Raw genomic sequence first — 26,357 nt, 5'->3', positions numbered from 1 at the left:
GCGAGATAGAACGCCGTCGCGGCGCCGAGGCCGCCCGACCCGATCACCACCACGTCCGCGCGGTCGATCATCCGTCCGCCCCAGAGCCGGCCGGCTCCACCTCGACCATCGCGTCGAAGGCCGACTGGCCCGCCGAAAACTCGAAGACGTCGACGGCCTCGTCCGGGATCGACGCGCCGCCGGACGTGAGGTCGTTCAGCCCCGTCCAGCCGTCGCGCATCCACACCGTGGCGGCGGGCACGTCGCCGGTGACCTGCGCGCGCGCCCGAAACTCGCCGCGCTCGTTGAAGATGCGGATCAAGGTACCGTCCGCGAGCCCGCGCGCGGCGGCGTCGGCGGGCGAGAGCCACAGTCTGGGTTCGGGGTCGAGCCGGGCGAGCGTCGGCAGCGCGCGGCCGTGATCGTAGAACCCGTGGAACTGCGTAAGCGTCCGGCCCTGCCGGAACGCCAGCGGATAACGGCCCGACGAGGGCAGCGGCGTATACACGGGAAGGGACGGCAGGCCCAGCGACGCCGCCCGCGTCGAGACAAACTCGACCTTGCCCGACGGCGTGGGAAAGACGAGATCCGGATGCGCCACGTGCGAAATGCGCAGCGCGCGGATGCCCCCTTCGGCGCGCAGCGCCGCCACGGAGGCGTGTCCGGTCGACGGGTGGTGGAGGATCGCGTCGATCGGCCCCTCGTCCGTCTCCCACGGGAAGAACTCCGCGACCCCGACTTGCGCCGCGAGGTCTCGGAGGACCCGCGTGAGCGGCCGCGCCTCCCCCGGCGGTTCGAGGACCTTCGGCATCAGGTAGAGGTGCGTGTTGGTGCTCTTGCAGCCGACGTCCTCGAGCCACGCCGTCGCGGGCAGCACGATGTCGGCGAACCGGCGGGCGGTGTCGTTCATGAACAGATCGTGGCAGACGACGAGCCCGGCGCGGTCGAGCCCGCGGGCCACCTCCGCCGCATCCGCGAACGACGAGAGCATGTCGGTGCCGAACAGGCACAGCACCTGGATGCGCCCGGCGACGAGTGCTTCGGTAATGCGCGGCATCTGGTTCGGAATGTAGCGGCCCGGCGGCCGCCGGTCCACGGCCGCGATGCTCGCGAGCGCCTGGCCGTGCGCGGAGCTCCCGTGCCGCGGCCCGAACCCCGCGCCCGGCCGGCCGAGGTTGCCGGTGAGCGCCGGCAGGCACGCGACGGCGCGGCCCCCCTGCCAGCCGTTCACGCCCTTGTGCATCGAGCTCCCGCCGATCACGATCATCGCCGGCCGCACGAACGCGTAGCGGCGGGCCAGGGCGACGATCCGGTCCGCGGCCACCCCCGTCTCCCGCTCGGCCCAGGCCGGCGGGTGCGCCCGGACATGCGCGGCGAGCTCGTCGAAGCCCGTGGTGTGCCGCGCGACGAACTCGCGGTCGTAGAGCCCCTCGCCGACGATCACGTGCATCAGGCCGAGCGCGAGCGCCGCGTCGGTGCCCGGTCGGATCAGCAGGACCTCGTCGGACTGCGCCGCCGCCTCGGTCCGCCGCACGTCGATCGTGACGATGCCGGCGCCGCGCCGGCGCGCCGCGGCGAGATGGCGGGCGGTGTTGGGCTGGCTCGCCAGATTCGCGCCCCAGAGCACGATGAGCCCCGCGTGCGCGCCCATGTCTTCCTTCGTGCTGGTCTCGATGGGCCCGGTGAGCGCGATCCCAAACGCCCCGAGGCCCCAGCAGATCATGGTCGAGTTCCACCACTGGCAACCGTAGAGGTTCGCAAACCGGCGCAGCAGCTGCCCGCCGGTCCGGACGCCGTAGCTGTTGGCGTTGTTGCCGTGGCCCTGCCACAGCGCGACCGCCTCGCGGCCCGCCTCGCGCATCCGCGCGGCGATGCGGCCGAGCGCCTCGTCCCACGTCGTCTGCCGCCAGGCGTCCGCCGAGCGCCGGTCCCGGACCATCGGCGCCAGAAGCCGCCGCGGGTTGCCGATGATCTCCTGCGACGCCTGCCCGCGGACACAGAGAAAGCCGCGGCTGTCCGGATTGTCGGGATCGCCGCGCACGCCCGTGACGCGTCCGTTCTCCACGTCCACGAGCATCCCGCACAGCGTGGGGTGGCAGTTCATCGGACACATGGTGCGAATCGTCGTCCGCATCACCCGGCCCGCCAACCCTCCCGGTGACGGAAGAACCCGGTGTTGCCGATCTTGAAGACGTGCTCTTCCTCGTAGGCCGGACACTGCTCCGCCTGCGCCGCGGTGATGCTCAGGTGGACCGCCGATTCCGTGATCCGCGCGACCACCCCCGCCGGCGCCATCCGCGGCGACGACCACAGATGATGCCGGAATCCGACGCCGTCGAAGATGTCTTGGTCCGGGTCGCCCAGCGCGTGCGTCACCCGCCCCACCTGCGTGCCGTCGGAGGCGACGACCGGCATTCCGGCGGCGATCATCCGCCACGACACGCCGTCGGTGTCGTCGCCGGGCCGGGGCCGATCGCGATTGTCCGCCATAAGGACTGGTTCGCTACTCGACCGTCAGCGTCATTCCGTCCTCCGCGCTCTCCCACGGCGAACGGTCGCGGTGCGCCAGCATCTCCTCGCCCATGTGGGTCAAGACAATCCGCCGGCTGCGCAGCTCGTCTTTGTGCTCGAGCAGCGTCCCGAGGTCGAGATGGTTCGGAAGCCGCCGGTCGTACGCGTTGCACTCGAGCAGCAGCAGGTCGGCTCCGTCGGCGGCCCGCACCAGCCCGGGCGCCCACTGCGTGTCGCCGGAATAGGCGATCGTGCGGCCGCCGCACTCGATCCGAAGCGCCGCGGGCGGCGCGCCGCACGGATGAACGACCTCGTACGGCGTTACGACGAGCCCGGCGATCCGGTTCGGCGCCTCGAGGGCGTACTCGGTCACTTCGAGGGGGAAGCGCAGCGCCATCGCGGACGAGCCGGGGAAGAGCACCTCCATCATCTGAGGCAGCCGCGCGCGCGTCCCGGGCGGCCCGGCCACGAGGAGCGGCCGGGTCCGCCGCACGTTGAAGTGCGCGTCCAGCAGCAAGAACGGCAGTCCCGCCATGTGGTCGCCGTGCAGGTGGCTCAAGAGGACGAGATCGATCGCCGCCCGGTCGACCTTCCAGCGGTGCATCGCGATCACCGCGGTGGCGCCGCAGTCGACGAGAAAGCGCGTCGCATCCGCGGAGACGAGAAAACAGGTCTGAAAGCGCCCGCCGCTGCCGAACGCGTCGCCGCACCCGAGCACACGCAACTGGACGGGCATCGCGGGCGGGACCCCGGCCCGCTACCGCTTCCGGTACTGGCTGAGCAGCCGGTCGGCCTGCTGCTGCGCGTCGCGCAGCGCGGCCTGAGGGGTCTTGCGCCCGGTCAGCGCGGCCTGCAGGTCGTTGGAGTACATGTTCTGGATCTCGCCGCCGTTGTGCGTGGACAGCTCGGCCTGCGCGTACTGCAGTTGGTCCCGGGCGGTCAGCGCTTGCGGAAACTTGTCGGTGTAGTCTTTGTACAGCCTGATATTGAACGCCGACTTCCGCACCGCGACGTACCCGGAGGCTTCGCTCCAGCGCGCCGCCTGCTGGGGAGCGGTCATCCACTGGACGAACTCCCACGCCGCCCGCTGGCGCTCCGCGGGGATGCCTCGGAAAATGTAGAAGTTGCCGCCGCCCGTCGGCGTGCCGTACTGCTTGTCCGCCGGCATGAACGCCGTCCCGAACTTGAACGAGGCGTTGCTTCGGATGTACGTCAAACTGCCCGTGGAATGGTAGATCATCGCGTACCGGCCGGCGACGAACTCCGTCGGCAGCGTCTCCCACGTCAGAATGCCGCGGGGTTCGACCCGGAGATCCGCGAGGTGCAGCCAGAACTGCAGCGCGCGGGCCGTCTGCGGCGTGTCGAAGTACGTTTGGGTGCCGTCCGGAGTCGCGATGCGGGCCTGACCGGCTTCGGCCGCAAACCCCTGAAAGAGCCAGTAGGTGAAGCCGGATGTCGGGATCCCGACGCCCCACTGCGTCACCGCGCCGCCGGCGTCGTGCAGCGTCAGCTTCTGGGCATCTTGCTCCAGCTCGGTCCAGTTCTTCGGGGGCTTCGTGGGATCGAGCCCGGCCCGCTGGAAAGCGTCCTGGTTATAGTAGAGGACGATCGTGCTGCGCTGAAACGGAATCGAATAGGTGGTGGTCGCGGTCCGCGAGTTCAGCCAGAACGCGCCGAAGAAGTCGCTTCGGAACTGATCGCCGCCCGACTGCCCGATGAACGCGTCGAGCGGGATGATCGCGTTGAGGTCGAGGAGCGTGAACAGATCCGTGGAGAGCAGCACCGCCACGTCGGGCGGAGCGCCGGCCATCACCGCGGTCTGGGTCTTCGTCATGGTCTCGTAGTATCCGCCGGAAAAGATCGGCGTCACGTGGATGCCGGGATGGATCCCGTTGAAGTCGGAAACCATCCCGTCCATCACTTTGGCGAGGGGTCCCGATACGCCGACCGGGTAGTAGAACTTCAGTTCGAGCGCGGCGCCCGCGGGTCGCGGCGCGGTCAACGGGGCGGCGAGGGCGGCGGTCAGGGCCAACGCAAGCACGACAATGCCACAGCGCTTCATCTCGATGTGTCCCTCCCGTACAGCGAGTCGCGACCCCGGCCTCATGTTCAGGTCAGTGAAACCCTTCTCCTTTCGACATGTCGTGCGGTGCAGGAATCCCCCGGCGCTCCCTGCAAGAGGACGCCGAAAATGCATCCGGGGGGGGCGCGGCATGGCGAGGCGCGGCCATCGAGTGACACGACGCCGGTTCCTCACCGGGGCGTCGGGGCTGGCGGTCGCCGGAACGACGCTCGGCGCCGGGCCGGCCGCCCGGCTGATCGGTCCTGCCGGCGCGGCGGCTGAAGAACCGCGGCGCGGCGGCGCGTTCAAGATCCCTGTCACGGCCAACGTGGTGCCGTGGCCGCCGATCGGCCTGATCCAGAACCTCATGGTCAACAAGTCGCTCTTCAACGGCCTGGTCCGGTACAGCCCGGTCGACTGGAGCCCGCAGCCCGATCTCGCCGAGCGCTGGGAGACGTCGAAGGACGGGCTGACCTGGACCTTCCACTTGAAAGACGGCGTGCGGTGGCACGACGGCCGGCCGTTCACCGCCGACGACGTCAAGTGGACGCTCCAGATGTACGCGGACCCGAAGGTCAACAGCATCCTGCGCGGGAACCTCGAGCCGGTCACCGGCATCGAGGTCGTGAACCCGACGACGATCAAGCTCGCCACGAAGCAGCCCTACTCGTCTCTCGTCGAGCTCCTCTGCTACCTCACGTTCATGCTGCCCCGGCATCTCCTCGCCGGGCAGGACTTCAACCGGGCCAAGTTTCCCGAGGCGTTCATCCGGAATCCGGTCGGCACGGGCCCGTTCAAATTCGGCGAGCACGTCACCGGCGACCACTTCACCGTCGTCGCGAACGACCGCTATCACGAGGGCCGTCCGTACCTCGACTCGGTGATCTTCAAGATCGTCCGGGACCTCAACTCCACGATCGTGCAGGTCAAGACCGGCGAGCTGGACGTCGCGTTCCCGACCGTGGCGCAGTTGCCGGCGCTCGCGAACGCGCCGAACCTGTACCTGATCGAGCGCGGGCTGATGGACTTCCGCTTCTTCGGTTACAACTACAACGACCCGCGCTTCGGAAAGTGGTTCCACGACCGGGCGGTGCGCCAGGCGTTCGCGCACGCGATCAACAGCAAAGGCATCATCCAGCAGGTTACGCACGGCAAGGCCGACCGCAGCAACGGCCCGATCCCGCCGGCGCTGAAGGGCTGGTATCCGCACGGCGCGCCCGTCTTCGACTACGATCCCGACCGCGCGCGCAAGATGCTCGGGGAGGCCGGGTTCAAAGCCGGGCCGGACGGGGTGCTGGTCAAGGACGGCCAGCGGTTCGCGTTCCCGTTCTTCACGGATCAGGGCCAGCCGGAGCGCGAGCAGACGGCGCTGATCGTCCAGCAGAACCTGCGCGACGTCGGCGTCGACGCACGCCTCGAGACGCTGGAGTTCAACAACTACATGACGCGCGAGCGCGTCGAGCACAACTTCGTGGCCGTCGCGTTCTACTACGTCACGCCGGCGACGCCGGACCAGCACTCGTACTGGCAGACCGGCGGCTCGACCAACGAGTGGGGCTACTCCAATGCCGACGTCGACCGGCTGTTCCAGCAGGGCCTGTCGACGTTCGACGCGGACAAGCGCCGTGCGATCTACGACCGCCTGTACAAGATGATCGCGGAAGAGCAGCCGGTGAACTTCATCTATCACCCGCGGGAGATCCAGGCGCTCAGCAAGCGGGTCCGCGGGTGGGCGCGCACCGACTACCGCGACGCGCTCCTCTATCTGAACCGCGTGTGGATCGCGCCGTCGTAGGGGCGCGCGCGCTCGGCGTCCTCGCCCTGGAATAGGGCACCCGGCGGATGCAGCGCTATCTCGTCTCCCGGGCCGCGCAGTCGCTCGTGCTGCTCGTGCTCGTGAGCATGCTCACCTTCGCGCTGATCCACGCCGCGCCGGGCGGGCCGGGGATCCTGCTGGCCCCCGAGATGTCGGGCGAGCAGATCAAGGAAGCGGCCCGCGCGCTCGGTCTCGATCAGCCCCTCGGCGTTCAGTACGGCCGCTGGCTCGGCAACGTGCTGCGCGGCCGGTTGGGGACGTCCTACGGCCAGGGGCTTCCGGTCACCCGTCTGCTCGCGGACCGCCTGCCCGCGACCCTCGAACTCGTGGTCACGGGCCTCGCGCTGTCGGTGGGCATCGGGGTCCTGCTGGGGGTCGTCTCCGCGCTGCGCCGCGACTCGCTGGTCGACCATCTGTCGACCGGCGTGGCGTTCTTCGGCATGTCCGTGCCGGTGTTCTGGTTCGGGCTCATGCTGATCGTGCTCTTCGCGGTGCACTGGCGCGTCCTGCCGTCGTCCGGCGCATACACGCTGGGCGCGGCGCCGTCCCCCGGCGACCGGCTGGCGCATCTCGTCCTGCCGGCCGCGGTCCTGGCCACCGCCAACCTGGCGCAGATCGTGCGCTACACCCGGTCGAGCATGCTCGAGGTGCTCACGGCGGATTTCCTCCGGACCGCGCGCGCGAAGGGGGTCGCGGAGCGCGCCGTCGTCTACCATCACGGCCTCCGCAACGCGCTGATTCCGATCGTCACGGTCGTCGCGCTGTCCATCCCCCGCCTCGTCGGCGGGGTCGCGATCACGGAGAGCGTGTTCGCCTGGCCGGGCATGGGCCAGCTGGCGGTCGACTCGGCGCTGCAGCGCGATTACCCCGTGATCATGGGCATCACGCTGATGGTCTCGATCGTCGTGGTGGTCACGAACTTTCTCACGGACCTCAGCTACCTCGTTCTCGACCCGCGCGTCACGATCTCGTAGCCGTGAGCGCGCGTCCTGGCCACGCCGTAGGCTCAGCCGCCGAAGCCCTGGTCCCCGGTAGCCGCGAGGCCGCCGCGCCGGCGGCGCGCGGGCGGGATCGCTTCCGGCGCCTGCGCCGGAATCCGCTTGCGCTCGCGTCGCTCGTGTACCTGGTGCTGATCGTCGGCGCCGCGGCGCTCGCGCCCGCCGTCACCCCCTACGGTCCGGACCGGATCGTGATCGGCGACGTGCTGCTGCCGCCGTCGGCCCGTCACTGGCTCGGGACCGATCCGAACGGCCGGGACGAATGGACCCGGCTGCTGTACGGAGCGCGCATCTCGCTCGCGATCGGCATCGTCGCGATGCTCGTGTCGGTCGCGATCGGCACGGCCGTCGGCGCGGTCGCGGGGGCATGGGGAGGCGCGGTGGACGCCGTCGCCATGCGCGTCACGGACGCGATGCTCGCCGTGCCGGTGTTCTTTCTGCTGCTCACGGCCCTGGCCGCGCTCGGCGCGACGGTCGTCAACATCGTGCTCGCCATCGGGGTGTCGAGCTGGATGCCGGCGGCGCGGGTCGTACGCAGCGAAGTGCTGCGCACCCGCCATCTCGAGTACGTGACCGCGGCGCGCGGGCTCGGCGCGGGAGAGTGGCGCATCGTCGCCCGCCACCTACTGCCGCAGGCCACGCCGTCGATGCTGGTCGCCTCGACCCTCGGGGTCGGGCAGGCGATCCTCGTCGAGTCGGCGTTGAGCTACCTCGGCGTCGGCGTTCAGCCGCCGACCGCGTCCTGGGGCAATATGTTGAGCCACGCCCAGAACTACATCTTCGCTTCCCCCCTGCTTGCGCTGTGGCCGGGGATCGCCATTCTCTTGACGGTGCTGGCCTTCAATTTCATCGGGGACGCGCTGCGGGACACGCTGAGTCCGTACCAAACGTAAGGGGCCGGGACGAGGTCCCGGCCCCGCTCTCGACGTGCGATCGGGCGGCTACTGCACGATGACTGTGCCGCGCATGCCCTCCGGCACATGGACCACGCACCAGTACGTGTAGGTCCCGGGCTTGGAGAACTTGAGCGAGTACTCCGTCGGCCCCGGCGGGGACATCGGGAAAAGAATCCCCGAATTATGGTACGTGTTCGCGGTGACCTCCGGCCCGCCCGCTGGAGGGCCAACCTTCGGGTTGAGGAAGATCTTCGGCGGACCCTGCGCCTGCTGCTCGAGCAGCAGGAACTGCGGCACCTCGCCGGCGCCCTGGAACGTGACCGTGTGAATCTCAAAGCCGTCCTTCATCACCCACCGCACCGTGCTGCCGGCCTTGACCCGCAGCGGCCCGGGCGTGAACCGGAGCAGTGAGATGTGCGCCTGCTGGTCCCCCACCATGGGCGCGGTGTAGACCGTGCCCGACGACGACGCGGCCGGCGATGTCTTCCAGGTTGAGACCAGCCGCTTGCCGGCCGCGAGCGAGGCATCCCACTGCGCCGCGGCCGCCTTGTCGATCTGGGCCTGGGTCAGCGGCGCCTTCCCCACCGCCTGCACCAGCACGCTCCCCTGCATCCCCGGATGCAACAGGCACGTGTACGCGTACCTGCCGGGCTTGGTGAACGTGAGGGTGTAGGTCTTGCCCGCCGCCTCGATCACGCCGGAGCTCGCCATGCCCGTGCCGTCGTACGAAGGGCCGCCCTGCGGAAACGCCGCCAGGGGGTTGAAGAGCAGGCGCTTGTCCGGCTGCGGCTGAAACAGCGCCGGGGGCTGCGCCCCCGACAAGAACGTCACCGTGTGCTCGATCACGACGTTCTTGGTCCACGTGATCGTGTCGCCCACGTTGACGGTGATGGTGCGCGGATAGAAATCCTGGCCCTGGAGCGCGTGATCCGGCGTGTCGGCGCCCACGCGGACCTTCCACGTCGTGCCGCCAGACTGCGCGCGCCCCGGCAGCGACGTGAACCCGACCGCGAGCGCGCAGATGAGACCTACGGTCAAGAGACGGTGAAACATCCGGTGCATGTCATCCCCCCTCGACTGCGGCGGGAACCCGGCCGCTGATCCGTGTCCGGCGGCCGGCCGGCCGCCGCGACGCCGAACGATTCGCGCGCGCCAAGTTCGATCCTGCCGTTGCGGGGGAAATTCCCCGGGTGTTCCGGGCCCGGTCGATCAACGCTCGACCCGAAATTTCTCCGGCGTCAGCGGAACAGGTCGCGTGACGGATCGCGCAGAAGGCCCGCGGCCCCGCCGCCGTCCGCGCTCTCGGCGAGCGCGAGGCCCCGGATGAGGACGACCGGGATGGCCTCCGCGCACTGCCCCTGCACGAGGGTGGCCGCGCCGGCCAGCTCGTCGGCGACGGCCTCGCTCGAGGTCCGCAGCGTGTATCCGTAGAGGTCGGGCCGGCCGACCAGGCTCACCACGGGGTCGAGGCCCGCGGCGCCGATGCAGACGCCGACCGCGCCTTCACGATGCGGCCGGCCGTGACTGTCGTTGATCAGGACGGCGACCGGGACGTCGAACGCGGCGCGCAGGGCGTCCCGAATGGCGCGCGCCGAGCCGTCGGGGTCGCGCGGGAGAAGGCTGACGACGTCCGGGCCCAGCCCGACGTTGCTGTGGTCGACGCCGGCGTTCGCCGAAATGAAGCCGAGGCGGTGCTCGGTGATCAGCACGCCGTGCTGCGCGCGCACCACGCGCGTGGATTCCCGCAGCACCACTTCGACGAGCCGCGGATCCTTGTCGATCGTCGCCGCGATCCGGACCGCCTCCGGTCCCGGGTGCACCGCGGTGAGATCGACGACGCTGCCTTCCGCCTTGCTGACGATCTTCTGCGCGACGACGAGCGCGTCGCCGGCCGCCGGCGCGAGATCGGCGCACCGCAGGGTGCGGACGATCAGCGCCGGCAGGTCCGTGCCGGGCCCCACCTCGGGGAACCCCGGCACGGCGATCAGCGTCACCTGGGCCATCAACGGCCCGCGGTCACGCCCGCGACGCGAGACGCCGCAGCGCCGGCAGCACGTCCTCGCCGACGCGCCTGATGGTCGCGCTCTGGTCGACGGACGTCACCTGGATGGTGACGATGTCGGCGCCCGTCTCGACGAGCGGGCGGTACACTTCCACCAGCTCTTCCGCCGTGCGGGCCCACGCGTACTTGCCGATGATCTCGCGCCGATCCATGCCGTCGGCCCGCTCGCGCAGCACGGCCGGATCCACTTCCTCGAGCCGGCCCTCGACGCGCAGCCCGCGCCACGCCGCGAGCGCCTGCCAGGCCTCGTCTTCGTCGGGGGCGAGGATCGACCACCGCTGCGCGACGAGCGTCGGTCTGGGCCGCCCGGCTTCGCGCGCGGCGTCGAGGCACGGATCGATCACCTGCTCCCGCGCCTCCGCCGGGACCTTCACGCTGACGATCAGACCGTCGGCGACCCGTCCCGCCAGTTTCGCGGCCAGCGGCGCCCCGGCCGACATCCAGATCGGCACGCGGTGAAGCGGCGGGCTGTACAGCCGCGCCTTGTGCGTCTGGTAAAACTCGCCGGCGAAGTCGAGCTTGTCGCCGTCCAGGAGACGGCGCATGATCGTCACCGCCTCGGCCATGCGCCCGCGCCGCTCCTTCGGCCCGGGAAACTCCCACCCGAGCGGCCGCTCGTTGATGCCCTCGCCGCTGCCGACGCCGAGCGCGAAGCGTCCGCCGGACAGCCGGTCCGTCGTGGCCGCCGCCTGCGCCACCAGCGCCGGATGATAGCGAAACAGCGGACACGTAACCTGGGTCGCGAGACGCACCCGCTTCGTGCGCGCGGCGGCCGCGCCGAGCCAGCCCCACACGAACGCTGCGGCGGACGCGTCGTCGACCCAAGGATGAAAGTGATCGGAAACCGCGAGCGCGTCGAACCCCGCCGCCTCGGCCTGCGCCGCGTGCTCGAGCAGCGTCTCGGGCTGGAACTGCTCGGTGCCGCAGAAGTACGCGAACTCTGGCATCACATCCCCCTCATGCCACGCCGCCTGCCGGCGTTATGCCGGGACCGCCGTGGCGACCGTGTAGCCGTCGAGCCGGAGATACCGGCGCGCCACCTCCCCCATCTGCTCCGGCGTCACTCCGTTGATGAGCGCCGGGAACCGCGGCAGATAGTCGAGCCCCAGATCAAACAGCTCCAACTCCAGCAGGGCCTGGGCGATTCCCCCGTCGGTCTCGAGGCGCAGCGCGAGCGACCCCGTGAGGTAATCGCGCGCGTCGCGCAGTTCGTCGCCGCGCGCGGGTTCGCGATGGAAACCCTCGATCTCACGGAGGATGCCCTCGATCGCGCGCGCGACGTTGGCCGGATTGACCCCCGCGCGCACGGCCCACGGTCCGCCGAAAAAGCCGCCCTGCGCCTGGCTGTAGACGTAGTAGGCGAGACCTTCCTCGTCGCGCACGCGCGCGCCGAGCCGGCCCATCAAGCCCAGGCGGCCGAGAATGAGATCCGCCATCATGCCGGCGTAGTAGTCCGGACTCGTCCGCGGGAACCCCGGGACGCCGAGCACGACGTCGGCCTGCGTCTTGCCGGGGATCTCGACCCGTCGGCGCTGCACCGACGGCGCCGGACCCGCCGCCGGAACGGGCGGCGGCGCGGGCGCGGCCGCGGGCCCCCATCCCTCGAACGCGCGCGCGAGGCGATCGACCACCCACTCCGCAGCGGCGTCGCCGACCACGGTCACGACGAGGCCGTCCGGCCGGTACCGCTGCCGGTGAAACGCCGCGAGATCGTCGCGCGTCACCGCGGCGACGGTCTCCTCTTCGCCCTCGGCGGGACGGTGGTGCGGATGCCCGTGGGGAAACGCGGCCGCCCGAAACGCCTTGTCCGCCGCCGCGCGCGTGTCGAGCCGGGACTCGCGGATCGCCGTGATGATCTTCCCCCGCTGCTTCTCGACTTCTTCCGGCGGGAACGTCGGCCGCAGCAGCACCTCGGTCAGAAGCTCCAGCACCCGCTCCGCGTCTTCCGCGAGGCAGCGCGCCGAAAAGCCGGCGCCCTCGATGTCCGCGGACACGCCGACGCTCGCGCCCATGGAATCCAGCTCGAGGGCGAGTTCCTGAGAGGTGTGCCGGGCGGTGCCGCGCGTAAGCATCGACGCCGCCAGCACCGCCAAGCCGTCCCGCCCCGGCGGGTCCACCCGCACGCCGGCCGGCAGATATCCGCGGACCGTGAGGGCGGGATGAGCGTGGCTCTCCCGCACCAGCACGACGGCGCCGTTCGGAAGCTGCCGCCGCGTCACCGTCTCCGGCGTAATGGGAACGGCGCGGACGCCTGCCTCGGCCATCAATCGTCACCGCGGGCGGCGGCGGGTTGGGCGGCCGCGGGCTGCGGCGACTCCACCGGCAGATACCAGCCGACCGTGCGGTTGCGCTCGTCGAAGACCCGCGCGGCCGCCTCCTGCACCGCCCGGGGCGTCACGGCGGCGAGGCGCTGCTCGAACTCCTCGAGGAACCATCCGCCCGCGACAACCTCGGTGCTCCCGAGCAGCACCGCCTGCTGGGTGACGCCGTCCGCGGAGTACACCCACTGCGCGCGGGCCTGCTTGCGAACCTTCTCGAGCTCCGCGGCATCGATCGGCTCCTCGGCGAGCCGGGCGAGCTCGGCCAGCAGCGCCGACTCCGCCCGCTCCGGACGAACGTCCGGCCGGAGGGTCAGCCCGATCTCGAGCAACCCCGGATCCAACGACGGCCGGTACGCGCTGCCGGCCTCCACGGCCAGCTGGGTCTCGACGAGCGCGCGGTACAGCCGGCTGCTGCGCGCGCCGAGGCCGTCGCCGCCGAACACCCCCGGTCCTTTGAACCCCGACAAGACGCCGTCGGCGATGAGCAGAGGGAAAAAATCCGGGTGCGCGACCGGGGGCGCGTGAAAAACGAGCTGCGCGACCGGCACCGCGCCGCCGGGACGCTTGAGGGTGACGCGCCGCTCGCCTTCCTGGGGCGGCTCGACGCCGCGGATCGGCGGCACCGGCGGGCCCGAAGGAATCGGTTCGAACGCCGCGCGGATCTGCTCCAGCAGCGCCGGGGCGTCGAAATCGCCGACCGCGACCACGATGGCGTTGCGCGGCGTGTAGTACGTCCGGTAGTGCCGCACCAGGTCCTCGCGGGTGATCGCGCGCAGATCGCTCTTGTAGCCGATCACCGCGTGCCGGTACGGGTGGACGCGGTATGCCGCGCTCTCGACTTCTTCGTAAAGCGCGAAATCCGGGCTGTTTTCAGCGCCCTCGCGCTCCGAGATGATGACGGTACGCTCGCTCTCGACCTCGCCGGGATCGAACAGCGTGTTGACCATGCGGTCCGATTCGATGCGGATGCCGAGGCCGATGTGCTCGGCGGGCAGGGTCTCGAAATACGCGGTGAAGTCCTTCCAGGTAAACCCGTTCCACGTGCCGCCGTGGCGGTTGATGAGCCGCGACAGCTCGCCCTTGCCGAGGGTCGGGGTCCCCTTGAAGAGCATGTGCTCGACCCAGTGCGAGATGCCGGTGATCCCCGGCACCTCGTTGCGGCTGCCGACACGGTACCACGCCCAGAACGTGGCCACCGGCGCCGTGTGGACCTCGCGCAGCAAGACGAGGAGTCCGTTCGACAGCGTGGTGCGAACCGTCGGCGTCATGTCCGGATTCTTCCCGGGACCCATCCGGTCCCCGCCGTCCGCATCAGCCGGCCTTTTCGACCGCGGCCTCCACGTCCTCGTAGGGGGGCTCCTGTCCCGCCTTGTCGCTCAACCACGTGTACACGACCTTCCCGTTCTTGTCCATCACAAACACGGACCGCTTCGCGATGCCGTCGAGCAGGCCCACAAACGCCGGATCGTACACCCCGAAGGCCTTCATCGCCTGGTGATTGAAATCGCTCAACAGCGGAAACGTCAGGTTGTTGGCCTTCGCGAACTCGTTGAGCACGAACGGCGTGTCGGCGCTGACCCCGTAGACCTGCGCGTTCAGCGAGTTGAACCGGCTCAGGTCGTCGCGGAACCGGCACATCTCCTTGGTGCACGTGCCGGTGAACGCCGCCGGAAAGAACGCGAACACCGTCGTCTTGCCGCGCAGTTCGCTCACCTTGACCGCCTTGCGTTCGCCGTTCACGAGAACGGCTTCCGGCGCCTGCTGCCCGACTTCGAGTGTCATGCCCCGCCTCCTGTGAACAAGGTCTTCGATTTCATGATTGCCGGCCGGCTGTTATTGCATCACCTCGCGGACGCTGTCCGCGATCCACGCGAGGCGGCTATTGTCGCGAACGGCCGCGGCCGGCGCGCGATTCCCGCCCGCCGGCTCCGCGGCGGGCAACCATGTAATTACAGCGTTACCCGGCGGCCGCGAACCGCTCGAGCAGCCGCGCCATCAGCGCGATCGTCTCCCGGAAGTCGCTCTCGCGCACGTTCTCGTCCGGCGCGTGCGCCCGGCTGCCCCAGTAGCCGCCGCCCGTGCTGACGAGCGGGATGTTGAGCACCGGCCCGAGATCGTGCATCGGCCCCGTCCCGGCGGAGGTCGGGTAGAGCACCGTGGCGCGGCCCGTCGCCTCCTTCACCACGTCGCGCACCAGCCCGACAAACGGATCGCTCAACGTGGTCCGCCACGGGTACTCGGCGCCCAGGACGGTGACCTCGATGTCGCGGAACCCCTGCGCGTCGAGATGGCGCCGCACGTTGCGCGCGACCTCGTGCGGATCCTGATCGGGCACCAGCCGGAAATCGACCTTGGCGTGCGCGACGCACGGCAGCACCGTCTTCGAGCCCTCGAGCATATAGCCGCCCCAGATGCCGCAGATCGTGCACGTCGGCGCGAACAGGAGCTGCCGCACGGCCGCCCCGCCGCGAACGCCGCCGATCAACTCCCCGACCTTCACGCGCTCGCGCATGTCGTCGACGACGTCGTGCGGAATCTCCGCGGCTGCGGCGTCTTCCTCCGCGGTCGGCCGCCGGACGCGGTCGTAATGGCCCGGGATCAGCACCCGGCCGCTCCGGTCCTTGAAGGTGGCCAGCGCCCAGGCGAGGCGGGTCGCCGCGCCTTCGATCACCGCGCCGTAGGACGAGTGCAGGTCGACGGACGCGGTGCGCGCCTCCAGCTGCACGTAGCAGATGCCCTTCATGCCGCAGACGATGTGCATCCGCTCCTCGGCGTCCCGCTCGCCGTACTCCCAGATGCACGCGTCGGCGCGCAGGAGATCCGTGTGCGCGCGCGTGATCGCGCCGAAGTGCACGCTCGAGACTTCCTCCTCGCCCTCCACGACGAACTTCACCCGGCACGGCAGGCCGCCGTGGGCCGCTTTGAGCAGACGGAGCGCGGCGATGCGCGTCATCAGATCGCCTTTGTTGTCCGAGACGCCGCGGCCGAGGATCAGGCCGTCGCGCCGTGTCACGTCGAACGGGGCCACGGTCCATTCGTCGAGCGGCTCCGCGGGCTGCACGTCGTAGTGGTCGTAAAAGAGCAGCGTCCGCGCCGACCGTCCCTCGAACTCGGCGACGACGACGGGATTCGCGCCGCCGTCTGCGAGCAGCGTCACCCGGCCGCCCTCGGCCTCGAACAGAGCGCGCACCGCCTGGGCCCCTTCCGGGATCCCCTGCCGCTGGGCGGCCACCGACGGGATCCGAACCAGCCGGCGGAGGTCCTCGATCGCCTGCGGGAACACCCGGTCGACCTGCGCGGTCATCGCGTCCACGGCGGGCTCCTTCCCCCTGTCCGGCGCAGGACCGCCGGCCGCTTCGCGACCCCTGCTTCTCCGAGCGGTGGGAGACTGAATTCTTTCGCGCGCGCGACCGCGTTCCCTGGGCCCGCCGCAGGAGGTGTCCCCGCGGAGCGGAAATTTTCGGGTTCATGGAGACCCACAGCCTGATCGGCTCGCTGTCCAACGCGTTCGGCGTGTCCGGCTTCGAGGACGACGTCCGGCGGATGATCGAGGCGCTCGTCGCCCCCTGGGCCGACGACGTGCGCACCGACGTTCTCGGCAATCTCCTTGTCACCCGCCGCGGCGCCGGACCCGGCCGGACGCTGATGCTGGACGCGCACATGGACGAGATCGGATTCATCATCACCTACGTCGAGCCGGAAGGCTTCCTGCGATTCACGACCGTCGGCGGCTGGGACGTGCGCCTCTTGCTCGCGCACGCCGTGACAATCCGCACGCGCGACGGGGCGCTCGTGCGCGGCGTCGTGGGTACCCTGCCCCCGCATATTCTCAGCGCGGAGGAGCGCGAACGCCCGGTGCCGCTCGAGGCCCTGTACGTGGATATCGGCGCGCAGTCGGCGGACGACGTGGCGCAGCGCGGGGTGCGTGTCGGCGATCCGGCGACGATCGCCTATCCGTGCGAGCACCTGCCCGACGGGCTGATCATGGGGAAGGCGCTCGACGACCGGGCCGGCTGCGCCGTCCTGATCAAGACGCTCGAAGCGCTGGCGGGGACGCCCGTCGACGGGACCCTGGTGTGCGCCTTCACCATCGGCGAGGAGACCGGCCTCCGCGGCGCGCGGACCGCGGCGTATCAGATCGAGCCCGACGTGGCCCTCGCGATCGAGGGGACGGTGGCCTCGGACCTGCCGGGGGTGCCCGGCCCGAAGCGGGTCACGCGGCTCGGCGGCGGCACGGTGATCACCATCGCGGACCGTTCAATGATCGTGCGCCCGCAGCTCGTGCACGCGCTCGAGCGGGTGGCAGAGGCCAACGACATTCCGTACCAGCACAAGCGGCCGCCCTACGGCGGGACGGACGCCGGCGCCATCCACACGAGCGGCGCCGGCGTGCTCGCCGGCTCGGTCTCGGTGCCGTGCCGGTACATCCACTCGCCGCTCAGCATGCTCCGGCTCAGCGACTTCGACGCGACCGTGCGTCTCGTGACCGCGTTCGTCCGCGAGGTGCCGCGGCTGTTCGAGTAGCGGCCCTACCCGGCGATCGCGTGCACGACGATGAAGGCGAACCAGATCGCGGCGGCGAGCAGCGCGAGCGCGCTCATGACGGCGAAGGGACGGACAATCACCGGACGGCACGCGGCCGCCAGGCCGACCACCGCTGACCGCCAGGCGGGGTCGCGGCGCCACCGCAGGCGCTGATCCACGACGGCAAGGACGAGGCTCAGCGCCGGCGCAGCTACGAGCACACCCAGTTTGGCGTCGCGCGGCATCCGCGCGAAGAAGTGGAAGTAAACCTCGGCGGCGGCGGCCGGCATGTGCTGCACCGGCTGCAGCAGACGCAGGGCCGCGGCCGCGAAGAAACCCGCCGCCGGAAGGACGAGGACAAGAGAAAGCGGCGCTACGGCCGGATGCACCGCCGCACCGCGCCGCCGCGGGATGGTCGCCATCCTAGGTGGGCCGCTCCGGCGGCGGCGGGACGCCCGGCAGATCGCCTTGACCGGCTTGCCCGGCCTGCTCGAGGAGGTGGGCCATCTCGCTGTACGCCTGCCGCTCCTGCTCGAGCACAAGGTTGGTGACCTCGAGCCACCGCCGATGCATCTCGGAGGTCTCGCTCACCAGGGCGGCGAGGACGGCCGCGACGGAGGCACGGTCTTCTCCATCGATCGCGGACGCCGCCTGCTCCCGCAGTTCACGGCGCCGGCCCATGAACTGGGTAACCTGGACCCCAAACTCTTTCAGCACTTGGCGAGCCTGCAGCTCTTCCATCGGCACCCCTCCGCTTCACCGGAAGCGCCCCCGCGCGCACCGAAGATTCCGCCACCACTTTCCCTCTCCGGCCGGGGGAACCCTGGGCGATCGGGCTTCGATGCTATACTCGTGCCGTGATCGGGGCCATTCTCGGCGGCGGCGAAAGCCGGCGCATGGGGCGCGACAAAGCCTTCCTGCCGTTTGGGGGGACGACGCTCGTCGAACGGGTGGCGGCGCGGCTGCGCGAGGCCTGCGCGGATATCTTCATCGTCGCGAACAATCCCGAGCCCTACAAAGCGCTCGGCCTGCGGACCGTGCCTGACGCCCTGCCGGAACGGCGGTCCCTCGTCGGCATCTACACGGCGGTCCGGCACGCCGGCGGTCCGGCCTTCGTCTGCGGCTGCGACATGCCGTTTCTGTGCCCCGCCCTCATCCGGCACATGGGCGATCTTGCCCGGTCGGCGGACATTGTAATCCCGCGCGTGCGGGACTACGAACCGCTGCACGCGGTCTACACGCCGGCCTGCCTCGAGCCCATTACGCGGGTGCTCGCGGCGGGCGGCCGCAACGCGGACGTGCTGCGTGACGTACGCACCCGCGTCGTGGACGCCGATGAGCTGCGGCGGTTCGATCCGAACCTTCAGTCGCTCCTGAATTTGAATACGCCGGACGATTACCGCGCGGCGCTTGCGCGAATGGCGCCGGGCCGGGAACTCGGGCAGCATACGTCCTAAACGTGGAGAAGGAGTTGGCGATGGTGGATCGAGATCGGACGACGCATCCGAGCGACCGCGAATGCCGTGTGGTCCGGTCGGGCGACGCGTACCGGGGACGGCAGGGCCTGACGTACATGCGCGGGCTCACCGGCGAGACGGTTGGCTCGCGCGCCATCTGTATGACGGTGCTCGTCCTGCCCCCGGGCGCCCGGGCGAAGACGCATCTTCACCGCGGGATCGAGACGGCAGCCTACGTGATCGACGGCCGCGCGGAGATGTTCTTCGGGTCCCGGCTCGAGCACCACGTGGACGCGGCGGCGGGTGATTACGTCTACATCCCGGCGGATGTCCCGCACCTCGTGATGAACCGGGCCGGCGCGCCCGCGACGGCGCTCGTCGCCCACACGGCCGCGAACGATCAGGAGGGCATTGTGCTCCTTCCGGATTTGGACCCGCTGATTCCCTAGCCGCTCGCGGCACCCGCGACCCCGCACGGCGCCAATGCGCCGCCCCTACGGCGTTCCGGTGATTCGCCGCAGCTCGGTCAGCGCGCGGCCGAGCGCGTCGATTTCTTTGCCGTAGGCGGCGAAGTCGCCGGCGCGCAGCGCGGCCTGCGCGCGCGCGTAATGCGCGTTGGCCGCGGCGACGAGCGAGGCGACCTGCGCCGATTCGGCGGCGCCGCCCGTGGGAGCCCCCGGGGGAGACGGCGCGCCGGACGGCGGACCGGACCGCGGCGGGGCGGCGGGCGCCGCGGGCCCGGGCGGCGCCGCCGCGGCCGGCAGCGCTCCGAAGATCCGGGCGACCGCGCCGTCGAGCGTCGGCTCCATGGCGATCTGAGCGCCGTAGGCGACGATGACCCGCTTGAGCTCCGGCAGCGCGCTCCCCTGAGCTTCCAGGTACAAGGGTTCGATGTACAGGAGCGAGTCGGCGATCGGCACGACGAGCAGGTTGCCGCGGATCACCTGCGAGCCCTGCTGGTTCCACAGCGTGAGCTGACTGCTGATGGTGGGATCCTGGTTGATTCGGGCCTCAATCTGCATCGGCCCGAACACGGTCGTGTCCTTCGGAAACCGGTAGACCAGCAGCCGGCCGTACGTCGGCGGGTCGCTGCGGGCCGCCATCCAGGCCACCATGTTGTCTTTCCCGGAGGGCGTGAACGGAAGGATCAGCGCGAACTCCTCGCCGCGCGCCGGATCCAGTTTCAGGTTGACGTAGTAGGGTTCAACCGGCTGCGGCGATCCGCCGAACAGCTCCGTCGGGGTGCCCCAGAGATCTTCGCGGTTGTAGAAGACGCGCGGGTCCTTCATATGGAAGGTCGCGTATACGTCGGCCTGGATCGTGAACAGATCGACCGGGTAGCGCACGTGCGCGGCGAGCGCCGGCGGCATCTCGGCGAAGGGCCGCAGCAGGCCCGGATAGATCCGGTCGTAGGTCCGCAGCAGCGGGTCGGCCGGGTCGATCGCGTACAGCCGGACCGTGCCGTCGTAGGCGTCCACGACAGCCTTGACGGAGTTACGGATATAGTTGAGGCCGCCCGTCGGGCGGGCGTACGGATACATCGCGGTCGTCGTGTAGCCGTCGACGATCCAGAACAACCGGCCGCCGGCCAGCACGAGGTATGGATCGCGGTCGAGTTTCAAGAACGGCGCAACCCGGGCGACGCGGTCCCGGACGTCGCGGTGGAACAGCACGCGGCTCGCGGGCGTGATGTCGTTGCTCAACATAAGTGACATCGCGCCGAACCGTGACGCGAAGGCGAACCGCGCGAGCGGCGCGGTCAGCGGCACCCCGCCGCGGCCGCCGTACGTCGTGTACACGTTCTGGTCGCCCTGCGCGTAGTCCAGCTCTTTGTTCCGGGTGTTGACGACCACGTACGGGGTCGTGACCAGGCTGTAGTAGAGCTGCGGCCGGGTGACGGTCAGCCCGACGGTGCTCTGCGGCGGGATATCTTTAATGTAGAACTCCGGCAGCCCCTCGGCCGAAATCCGGTTCACCGGGGTCATCACGAGCCCGAAGCCGTGGGTGAACACGAGGTGCTCGTTCACCCAGGTGCGGGCCTGGTCGGGCAGGCGGTTCGCGTCCAGCTCCCGCGCCGACAGCATGACCTGCTGCTCCCGGCCGCCGATGCGGTAGCGGTCGATGCCGACGTCCGTGAACGTGTAGTAGAGCCGGAGGCTCTGCAGTTGGGCGTAGGTGCGCAGCAGCGGCCGGTAGTCCCACAGGCGCACGCTGTCCAGCACGGTGCGGTTGCTCGTGAGCGCGGCCGGCGTCAGGCTGAGCGCCGCCGGAAACGACTGCTCCTCGACGGCATCGAGACCGTAGGCGTGGAGCGTCCCGGCGATGCTGTTGCGGATGTACGGCTGCTCCCGGTCCAGCTCGTTGGGCGCGACCTCGACCTGCTGGACGAAGGCCGGGTAGAGCACGGTCCCGCCGATCCATACCACCAGCAGCACCACAAGGGCGCCGATCGCCGGGCGGATCGTGCGGGCCCGTGTCGATGCGAGCAGCAACACGCCCGTCACCGCGGACAGCACGGCGAGCCCGCTGAGCACGGGCAGCGTCGCGTGCAGGTCGGTGTAGCCCGCGCCGTAGACGGCGCCGTGCGGCGAGTACAGGATGCCGTAACGGTCCAGCCAGAAGCCGGCGCCGCGCAGCAGGACGAGCAGTCCCGCGAGCACGCTGAGATGAACGCGGACGCCGCGCGGCACGGCCCACACTCCGCGGATTGCAAGCGGCACGAGGTCGAGGTAGTACGCGACGGCCGAGCCGAGGAGCGCCACGAAGAGCCACGCGAACAGCCAGCCGTAGACCGCCTGGTACGCCGGCAGCGCGAAGACGTAGAAGGCCACGTCGCGCCCGAATACAGGATCGCGGACGCCGAACGGTGCCCCCTTCAAGAACGCCTGGAACACCGGCCACGAATCGGCGGCGCCCAATCCGGCCGCCACCGCCACCGCGGCGGCCAGGAGCACGGCCAGCCGCCCCGGCGAAAGCCCGGCGACGATCCGCCGATAGGTTCGGGTCCCGCCGACCGGCCGCAGTTCGACGACGCGCGCGATCGGCCGCAGGCGAAGCAGCGGCCGCGCGTTCAGATACAAGATCAGGAACACGGAAATCGCGGCCGCGGCGGCCACCGCCGCGCTGGACACAAAGGGCACCCAGAACACCGTGCGGTAGCCGACTTCGCCGAACCACAGCCATTCCGTGTACCAGCGGGCGACGCTGGGATAGACGAGGAAGACGGCGACGAGCGCGGCCAGCAGCCACTGCCGCGGCCTCACGCGACGCCCCCTGTGCCCGGCGGCGGCACATGATACAATACGCCACGGAGGGTGCCATGATCACACGCGATCAGGTTATCGACGTACTGAAGACCTGCTTCGACCCGGAGATCCCGGTGAACATCTGGGACCTCGGGCTGATCTACGACATTACGATCGTCGACGGCGTCGTGAACGTCAAAATGACGCTGACCGCGGTCGGCTGCTCGCTCGGGCCGCAGATCATCGCCGAGATCGAGTCCAAGCTGCTCGGGATCGACGGCGTCGAGAACGCGGCGGTGGAGATGGTGTGGAATCCGCCGTGGAGCCCCGAACGTCTCACCGACGACGGACGGCTTTCGCTTCAGGCGATGGGGTTCTCCGTCTAGCGGCGGCACCCCGCGTCGGATGACCGCCGGTCCGGAGGCCGCGCAGATCGTCGTCGCCGACGACGATCTGTTGTTTTCGTCGAACCTGTCCGCGTCCGTGGCGCGCCTGGGGTACCGGCCCGTCGTGGTGCGGTCGGAGGCGGCGCTCCAGGCGTCGCTGCGCGAGGGTCCGTGCGCGGTGATCGTGAACCTGGCCGCCCGCGGTTTCGACGCGGCGGAGGCGATCCGCCGCATCAAGGGCGACGAGACGACGCGGGAGATTCCCCTGCTCGGGTTCTGCGGACACCGGGACGTCGAGCGGCTGCGCGCCGCCAAGACCGCCGGGTGCGACGCCGTGACGACCAACGGCGCGGTGACCGCCGATCTCCCGCGCCTGCTAAACACGCTGCTCGACTCCACACGTCCGCCGGCCGGCACGGCGTAGCCTTCGGGCCACGGAGAGACGCCTCCTGTATTTCGGAGACAAAAGCGGTATGCTAACGGCATTCGGAAACCCATCATGACAAGGAGGACGGCCGATGGACGCGCCTGACCGCGGGCGGCAGGAGACGCCGCGCGAGGAGATCGCGACGCTTGCCGGGGGATGCTTCTGGTGCCTCGAGGCGGTCTACGCGGATCTCGAGGGCGTGCTGCGCGTCGAGTCCGGGTACGCGGGCGGGACGGTGCCGGACCCGTCCTACCAGCAGGTCTGCGCCGGGACCACGGGGCACGCCGAGGTCGTACAGGTCACGTTCGATCCGCGGGTGCTGTCGTACCGCGACCTGCTCGAGGTCTTCTTCAACATCCACGACCCGACGACGCTCAACCGGCAGGGCCACGACATCGGCACGCAGTACCGGTCGGCGATCTACTATCATTCCCCGCAGCAGAAGGCGACGGCGGAGCAGACGATCCGCGAACTGAGCGAGGCGCGCCGCTTTGCCAACCCGATCGTCACCGAGGTGGCGCCGCTCACCGCGTTCTATAAGGCCGAGCCGTATCATCAAGAGTACTTCGCGCACAATCCGTTCCAGCCGTACTGCCAGGCCGTGGTCGGGCCGAAGGTCGCGAAATTCCGCAAGCAGTACCGCGAGCGGCTCAAGAAAACTGCGGCCACCTAGCCCGGCACGCTTCACGCGGGTCTTCCAGGGTGCGGCTCTTCGTCGTCGGGCTCACTCGCTGATTTGCAGCTGCGGATTCCACAAGATTTCCCACAAGTGCCCGTCCAGGTCCAGGAAGTAGCCGGAGTAGATTCCCCACGGCCGATCGTGCGGTTTGTCGGTCACCGCGGCCCCCGCGGCCTCCGCACGCCGGAGCAGACCGTCGACGGCCTCGCGGCTCGGCGCCGCATACCCGAGGCTGAACTCGAGCGCACTGGCGGCCGTGTGGGGCACGTTCGCGTCCTTGGCGAGTTCGCTGCGCGGATAGAGCGCCAACAGTAGACCGCCCTGCAGCTCAAAAAGCGCGATCGCTCCCGCGGGTTCGGTTTGGCTTCCTTTGATATCGGCGCCCAGGATGCCCTTGGCGGGCAGACCGAGCCCATCACGATAGAATGCCAGCGATTTTTCGAGGTCACGCACCGCCAGCGTAATGACATTCACGCGAGGTCGCATGGGCGCCCCTACTCCACCGGCGGCCGGCGGTCCGTCCACCGGGCGGCGGCCTCGTACGCCGCCGCGGCGCTCAGCACCCGCGCGTCCTGCTGCCAGCCCGCGACGATCTGGAGCCCCACCGGCAGCCCCTCGTCCGTGACGCCGCAGGGCACCGTGATCGCCGGGTACGCGCTGAAGTTGAACGCGAAGGTCGGCAGCAGCATGTCGATGTGCTGGGTGATCGGCCGGCCCGCGATCTCGGACGGCATCGGGGCCTCCAGCGGCGTCGCCGCCACCGCGGTCGCCGGCAGCAGCAGCAGATCGTAGCGCTCGAAGAAGCGCCGGAGCCGCTGATGGTACGCTGTGCGCTCCACCTCGGCCCGGCCGATGTCGGCCGGTGTCAGGCTGTTGCCCAATTCGAGGCGGCGCACCAGGATCGGATCCATCTGATCGCGCCACTTGTCCAGATACCTGCCGACCGTCGCGATCCGGACCGCCGCGTTGAGCGCCAGGAACGGCTCGGTGATGCTCCCGACCTCCGGCGACGCCGGCTCGACCCGCGCGCCGAGTTCGACAAACCGCTTCGCCGCAGCCTCGCATACCGTGCTCACGCCTCGGTCGACCGCCGCGGCGCCGTCGAGGTCGGGCGTCCAGGCCGCGCGCAGGCCGCGGATCTGCGCGCCGTCGGCGAGCCGGCTCCAGTCTTCACCGGTGTGCGGAAGCGCGAGGGGATCACGGGAATCCGGTCCCGTCATCACCGAGAACATCAGCGCCGCGTCGGCGACGGTGCGCGTGATCGGCCCGTTCGTGGACATCGCGTTCCAGCCGGCGGCGTTCGGATAGCGGGCGATCCGTCCCTGGGACGGCTTGAACCCGACGACCCCGCACCAGGCCGCGGGGTGCCGGATCGACCCCGCGAGGTCGCTGCCCTCGGCCAGCGGGCCGAGGCCGCTTGCCACCGCGGCGGCTGCCCCGCCGCTCGAGCCGCCGGCCGACCGGTCGAGGGCCCACGGATTGCGCGTCGCGCCAAAGATCTTGTTGTCGGTGAACGGCTTGCAGCCGAACTCCGGCGTGTTGGTCTTCCCGACGAGAATGGCGCCGGCGGCACGCAGCCGTTCGACGAGGACCGCGTCCTCCTCCGGCACCCAGTGCTCGAAGATCTTGGATCCCATCGTGGTCCGGACGCCGCGCGTCGGGGTGAGATCCTTGAGGGAGAACGGCACGCCGTGCAGCGGTCCCAGGGTCCCGCCGCGTGAGGCGGTCTGCTCGGCCGCGCGCGCGGCCTCGCGCGCCTGTTCGGCCGTCACCGTGCAGTAAGCGTTGACCGTGGGATTGACCCGGTCGATGCGCTCTAGCACCGCGTCGACGGCTTCAACGGGTGAGGCGGCCTTCCGGCGAATCAGCCCGGCCAGATCGCGCGCCGACGTCCAGCAGAAGTCGGCGCTCATCGTGCCCCCCCGGCCGGCCGCGAGGCTTTCTCGGCCGAAACGCCGCCGGCGCGGGCCGGCGGGGTCCCCGGCTCGGCGGAGAACGGCCGCGACGGCGTCCCGTAGGTGTAGAACGTCTCCGGGAGCCGGCCGCCGAACCAAATGCTGCTCTTCTCGAGATCGGCCTCGTTCGTGACGTCCCACACGACGGTCTTCCACTCCGGGTCGAAGATGAGGTACCCGACGTCGCCGAACAACTCGATCCGCGACCCGCCGGGTTCGCGCGCGTACATGAACAGCCCCTGCGTCGTGCCGTGCTTGCCGGGGCCCGCCTCGATCGGCACCTCGTACTCCGCGCATAGGTCGGCCAGATCGATCAGATGCTGCGGGTACGCGTACCAGTAGGCGACGTGGTGGAACCGGGCGGCGGCCCCCGTGCCGTCGCGCATCACCGCGACCTCATGGGTCAAGGCGCTCACGCTGAGCCACGCGCCGATCTCGGCTCCGCGCTCGCCGATCTTCTGCTCGCGCAGCCGGAAGCCGAGCACGTCCATAAAGAAGCGCCGCACCTCGGGCACGCTGCGGGCCATCAGATTGACGTGATCGAGCCGGCGGGCCGGCACCCCGCGCAGCGGCCGCTTCTGCGGCCGGTTCCGCAGCTGGCTGCGCTGGCCGGGCGGCGCCTGATAGTACTCGACGTCCCACAGCGCCTCCATCGGATGGCCGTCGGGGGTGACGAACCGGAACGCCCGTCCGTGGCCGTGGTCGCCGTCGCTCCAGCCCCGCCCGAGCCCCGCCGCGTCGACGCGCCGCGCGAGCGTCTCGAGCGCCCCGGCCGACGGCGTCCGCCAGGCGATATGGCCGAGGCCGGGGCCCGCGGCTTCGGTTAGTTTGAGCGTATGGTGATAGAAGTCTTCGTACGCCCGCAGGTAGATCGAGTTGCCGTCGCGGGCGCTCTCTTCGAATCCGAGCAGATCGTGGAAGAACCACCGGCTCTCGTCCAGGCGCGGGGTCAACAGCTCCAGGTGCGCGAGTTGGGCGATGAGCGGCGCGCTGTCGTCCATCGGCGTCCTCCCGGCCGGCTGAAAGTTCACGGTGGCGG

26 protein-coding genes are annotated in these 26,357 nt (G+C 70.2%); 9 read left to right on the top strand and 17 right to left on the bottom strand.

Annotation, left to right across the window (positions count from 1 at the left end; all coding sequences use genetic code 11):
* Positions 1–67: 67 nt before the first annotated feature.
* The 4 genes from VKT83_10770 to VKT83_10755 are packed head-to-tail and all read right to left on the bottom strand — an operon-like array spanning position 68 to position 4,552.
* A complete protein-coding gene (locus tag VKT83_10770) occupies positions 68–2,113 on the bottom strand; it encodes a molybdopterin-dependent oxidoreductase (protein ID HLY22938.1) in 2,046 nt (681 codons plus the stop codon).
* Positions 2,113–2,469: a DUF2171 domain-containing protein gene (locus tag VKT83_10765; GenBank protein ID HLY22937.1), complete on the bottom strand. Its 357-nt coding sequence runs from the start codon at positions 2,467–2,469 to the stop codon at positions 2,113–2,115. Before VKT83_10765 ends, VKT83_10770 begins: the two co-directional genes overlap by 1 nt.
* 13 nt (positions 2,470–2,482) lie before the next feature.
* Positions 2,483–3,226, bottom strand: a complete 744-nt coding sequence (locus VKT83_10760; GenBank protein HLY22936.1) for an MBL fold metallo-hydrolase — start codon at positions 3,224–3,226, stop codon at positions 2,483–2,485.
* A gap of 21 nt (positions 3,227–3,247) precedes the next feature.
* Positions 3,248–4,552: an ABC transporter substrate-binding protein gene (locus VKT83_10755; protein ID HLY22935.1), complete on the bottom strand. Its 1,305-nt coding sequence runs from the start codon at positions 4,550–4,552 to the stop codon at positions 3,248–3,250.
* A 172-nt stretch (positions 4,553–4,724) separates the two neighbouring features.
* Between VKT83_10755 and VKT83_10750 the strand changes: the two genes are divergently transcribed.
* The 3 genes from VKT83_10750 to VKT83_10740 are packed head-to-tail and all read left to right on the top strand — an operon-like array spanning position 4,725 to position 8,259.
* Complete coding sequence (locus VKT83_10750; GenBank protein HLY22934.1) at positions 4,725–6,347, top strand: ABC transporter substrate-binding protein; 1,623 nt, start codon at positions 4,725–4,727, stop codon at positions 6,345–6,347.
* Between the two features lie 47 nt (positions 6,348–6,394).
* The gene (locus tag VKT83_10745; protein ID HLY22933.1) at positions 6,395–7,342 is read left to right on the top strand and encodes an ABC transporter permease; all 948 of its coding nucleotides are present in this window, start codon (positions 6,395–6,397) and stop codon (positions 7,340–7,342) included.
* A 2-nt stretch (positions 7,343–7,344) separates the two neighbouring features.
* A complete protein-coding gene (locus VKT83_10740; GenBank protein ID HLY22932.1) occupies positions 7,345–8,259 on the top strand; it encodes an ABC transporter permease in 915 nt (304 codons plus the stop codon).
* A 48-nt stretch (positions 8,260–8,307) separates the two neighbouring features.
* Here VKT83_10740 and VKT83_10735 read toward each other — a convergent pair whose 3' ends face one another.
* The 7 genes from VKT83_10735 to VKT83_10705 form a co-directional block, all read right to left on the bottom strand.
* Positions 8,308–9,324 (bottom strand): plastocyanin/azurin family copper-binding protein, encoded by a 1,017-nt coding sequence (locus tag VKT83_10735; protein HLY22931.1) that lies wholly within the window; start codon positions 9,322–9,324, stop codon positions 8,308–8,310.
* Between the two features lie 176 nt (positions 9,325–9,500).
* The gene (gene cofE / locus VKT83_10730) at positions 9,501–10,265 is read right to left on the bottom strand and encodes a coenzyme F420-0:L-glutamate ligase (GenBank protein HLY22930.1); all 765 of its coding nucleotides are present in this window, start codon (positions 10,263–10,265) and stop codon (positions 9,501–9,503) included.
* Between the two features lie 13 nt (positions 10,266–10,278).
* On the bottom strand, positions 10,279–11,271 hold the full coding sequence (locus VKT83_10725; GenBank protein HLY22929.1) for a TIGR03557 family F420-dependent LLM class oxidoreductase: 993 nt from the start codon (positions 11,269–11,271) through the stop codon (positions 10,279–10,281).
* Positions 11,272–11,304: 33 nt separating this feature from the next.
* A complete protein-coding gene (locus VKT83_10720; protein ID HLY22928.1) occupies positions 11,305–12,588 on the bottom strand; it encodes a pitrilysin family protein in 1,284 nt (427 codons plus the stop codon).
* Entirely contained in the window at positions 12,588–13,913 is a 1,326-nt protein-coding gene (locus VKT83_10715) for a pitrilysin family protein (protein HLY22927.1), read from the bottom strand. The genes VKT83_10720 and VKT83_10715 overlap by 1 nt, the downstream gene beginning before the upstream one ends.
* A gap of 43 nt (positions 13,914–13,956) precedes the next feature.
* On the bottom strand, positions 13,957–14,427 hold the full coding sequence (locus VKT83_10710) for a peroxiredoxin (protein ID HLY22926.1): 471 nt from the start codon (positions 14,425–14,427) through the stop codon (positions 13,957–13,959).
* 175 nt (positions 14,428–14,602) lie between these two features.
* Complete coding sequence (locus tag VKT83_10705) at positions 14,603–15,949, bottom strand: M20/M25/M40 family metallo-hydrolase (GenBank protein ID HLY22925.1); 1,347 nt, start codon at positions 15,947–15,949, stop codon at positions 14,603–14,605.
* Between the two features lie 164 nt (positions 15,950–16,113).
* Here VKT83_10705 and VKT83_10700 point away from each other — a divergent pair, with 164 nt between their 5' ends.
* Entirely contained in the window at positions 16,114–17,169 is a 1,056-nt protein-coding gene (locus tag VKT83_10700) for a M42 family metallopeptidase (protein HLY22924.1), read from the top strand.
* 5 nt (positions 17,170–17,174) lie between these two features.
* On the opposite strand, the gene VKT83_10695 is transcribed toward VKT83_10700, so the two are convergent.
* Positions 17,175–17,591: a hypothetical protein gene (locus tag VKT83_10695; GenBank protein HLY22923.1), complete on the bottom strand. Its 417-nt coding sequence runs from the start codon at positions 17,589–17,591 to the stop codon at positions 17,175–17,177.
* A 1-nt stretch (position 17,592) separates the two neighbouring features.
* Positions 17,593–17,910: a hypothetical protein gene (locus VKT83_10690; protein HLY22922.1), complete on the bottom strand. Its 318-nt coding sequence runs from the start codon at positions 17,908–17,910 to the stop codon at positions 17,593–17,595.
* 155 nt (positions 17,911–18,065) lie between these two features.
* Here VKT83_10690 and VKT83_10685 point away from each other — a divergent pair, with 155 nt between their 5' ends.
* Both VKT83_10685 and VKT83_10680 read left to right on the top strand, forming a co-directional pair.
* On the top strand, positions 18,066–18,626 hold the full coding sequence (locus tag VKT83_10685) for a molybdenum cofactor guanylyltransferase (GenBank protein ID HLY22921.1): 561 nt from the start codon (positions 18,066–18,068) through the stop codon (positions 18,624–18,626).
* 20 nt (positions 18,627–18,646) lie between these two features.
* The gene (locus tag VKT83_10680; protein ID HLY22920.1) at positions 18,647–19,075 is read left to right on the top strand and encodes a cupin domain-containing protein; all 429 of its coding nucleotides are present in this window, start codon (positions 18,647–18,649) and stop codon (positions 19,073–19,075) included.
* Between the two features lie 45 nt (positions 19,076–19,120).
* On the opposite strand, the gene VKT83_10675 is transcribed toward VKT83_10680, so the two are convergent.
* Entirely contained in the window at positions 19,121–21,889 is a 2,769-nt protein-coding gene (locus VKT83_10675; GenBank protein ID HLY22919.1) for a UPF0182 family protein, read from the bottom strand.
* Positions 21,890–21,945: 56 nt separating this feature from the next.
* On the opposite strand from VKT83_10675, the gene VKT83_10670 reads away from it, so the two are divergent.
* From VKT83_10670 to msrA, 3 genes are all read left to right on the top strand, one after another.
* A complete protein-coding gene (locus tag VKT83_10670) occupies positions 21,946–22,257 on the top strand; it encodes an iron-sulfur cluster assembly protein (GenBank protein ID HLY22918.1) in 312 nt (103 codons plus the stop codon).
* A gap of 19 nt (positions 22,258–22,276) precedes the next feature.
* Positions 22,277–22,681, top strand: coding sequence for a hypothetical protein (locus VKT83_10665; protein ID HLY22917.1), 405 nt, complete (start codon positions 22,277–22,279; stop codon positions 22,679–22,681).
* Positions 22,682–22,775: 94 nt separating this feature from the next.
* Positions 22,776–23,357, top strand: a complete 582-nt coding sequence (gene msrA, locus VKT83_10660; GenBank protein ID HLY22916.1) for a peptide-methionine (S)-S-oxide reductase MsrA — start codon at positions 22,776–22,778, stop codon at positions 23,355–23,357.
* A gap of 51 nt (positions 23,358–23,408) precedes the next feature.
* Here the strand turns inward: msrA and VKT83_10655 are convergent, their stop codons facing one another.
* The 3 genes from VKT83_10655 to VKT83_10645 are packed head-to-tail and all read right to left on the bottom strand — an operon-like array spanning position 23,409 to position 26,319.
* Positions 23,409–23,849, bottom strand: a complete 441-nt coding sequence (locus VKT83_10655) for a VOC family protein (GenBank protein ID HLY22915.1) — start codon at positions 23,847–23,849, stop codon at positions 23,409–23,411.
* 8 nt (positions 23,850–23,857) lie between these two features.
* Entirely contained in the window at positions 23,858–25,276 is a 1,419-nt protein-coding gene (locus tag VKT83_10650; protein HLY22914.1) for an amidase, read from the bottom strand.
* A complete protein-coding gene (locus VKT83_10645) occupies positions 25,273–26,319 on the bottom strand; it encodes a VOC family protein (protein ID HLY22913.1) in 1,047 nt (348 codons plus the stop codon). The genes VKT83_10650 and VKT83_10645 overlap by 4 nt, the downstream gene beginning before the upstream one ends.
* Between the last annotated feature and the right edge of the window lie 38 nt (positions 26,320–26,357).

The organism is bacterium (assembly GCA_035308905.1).
Taxonomy (GTDB): domain Bacteria; phylum Sysuimicrobiota; class Sysuimicrobiia; order Sysuimicrobiales; family Segetimicrobiaceae; genus DASSJF01.
This window is presented reverse-complemented; position numbering and strand designations above follow the sequence as displayed.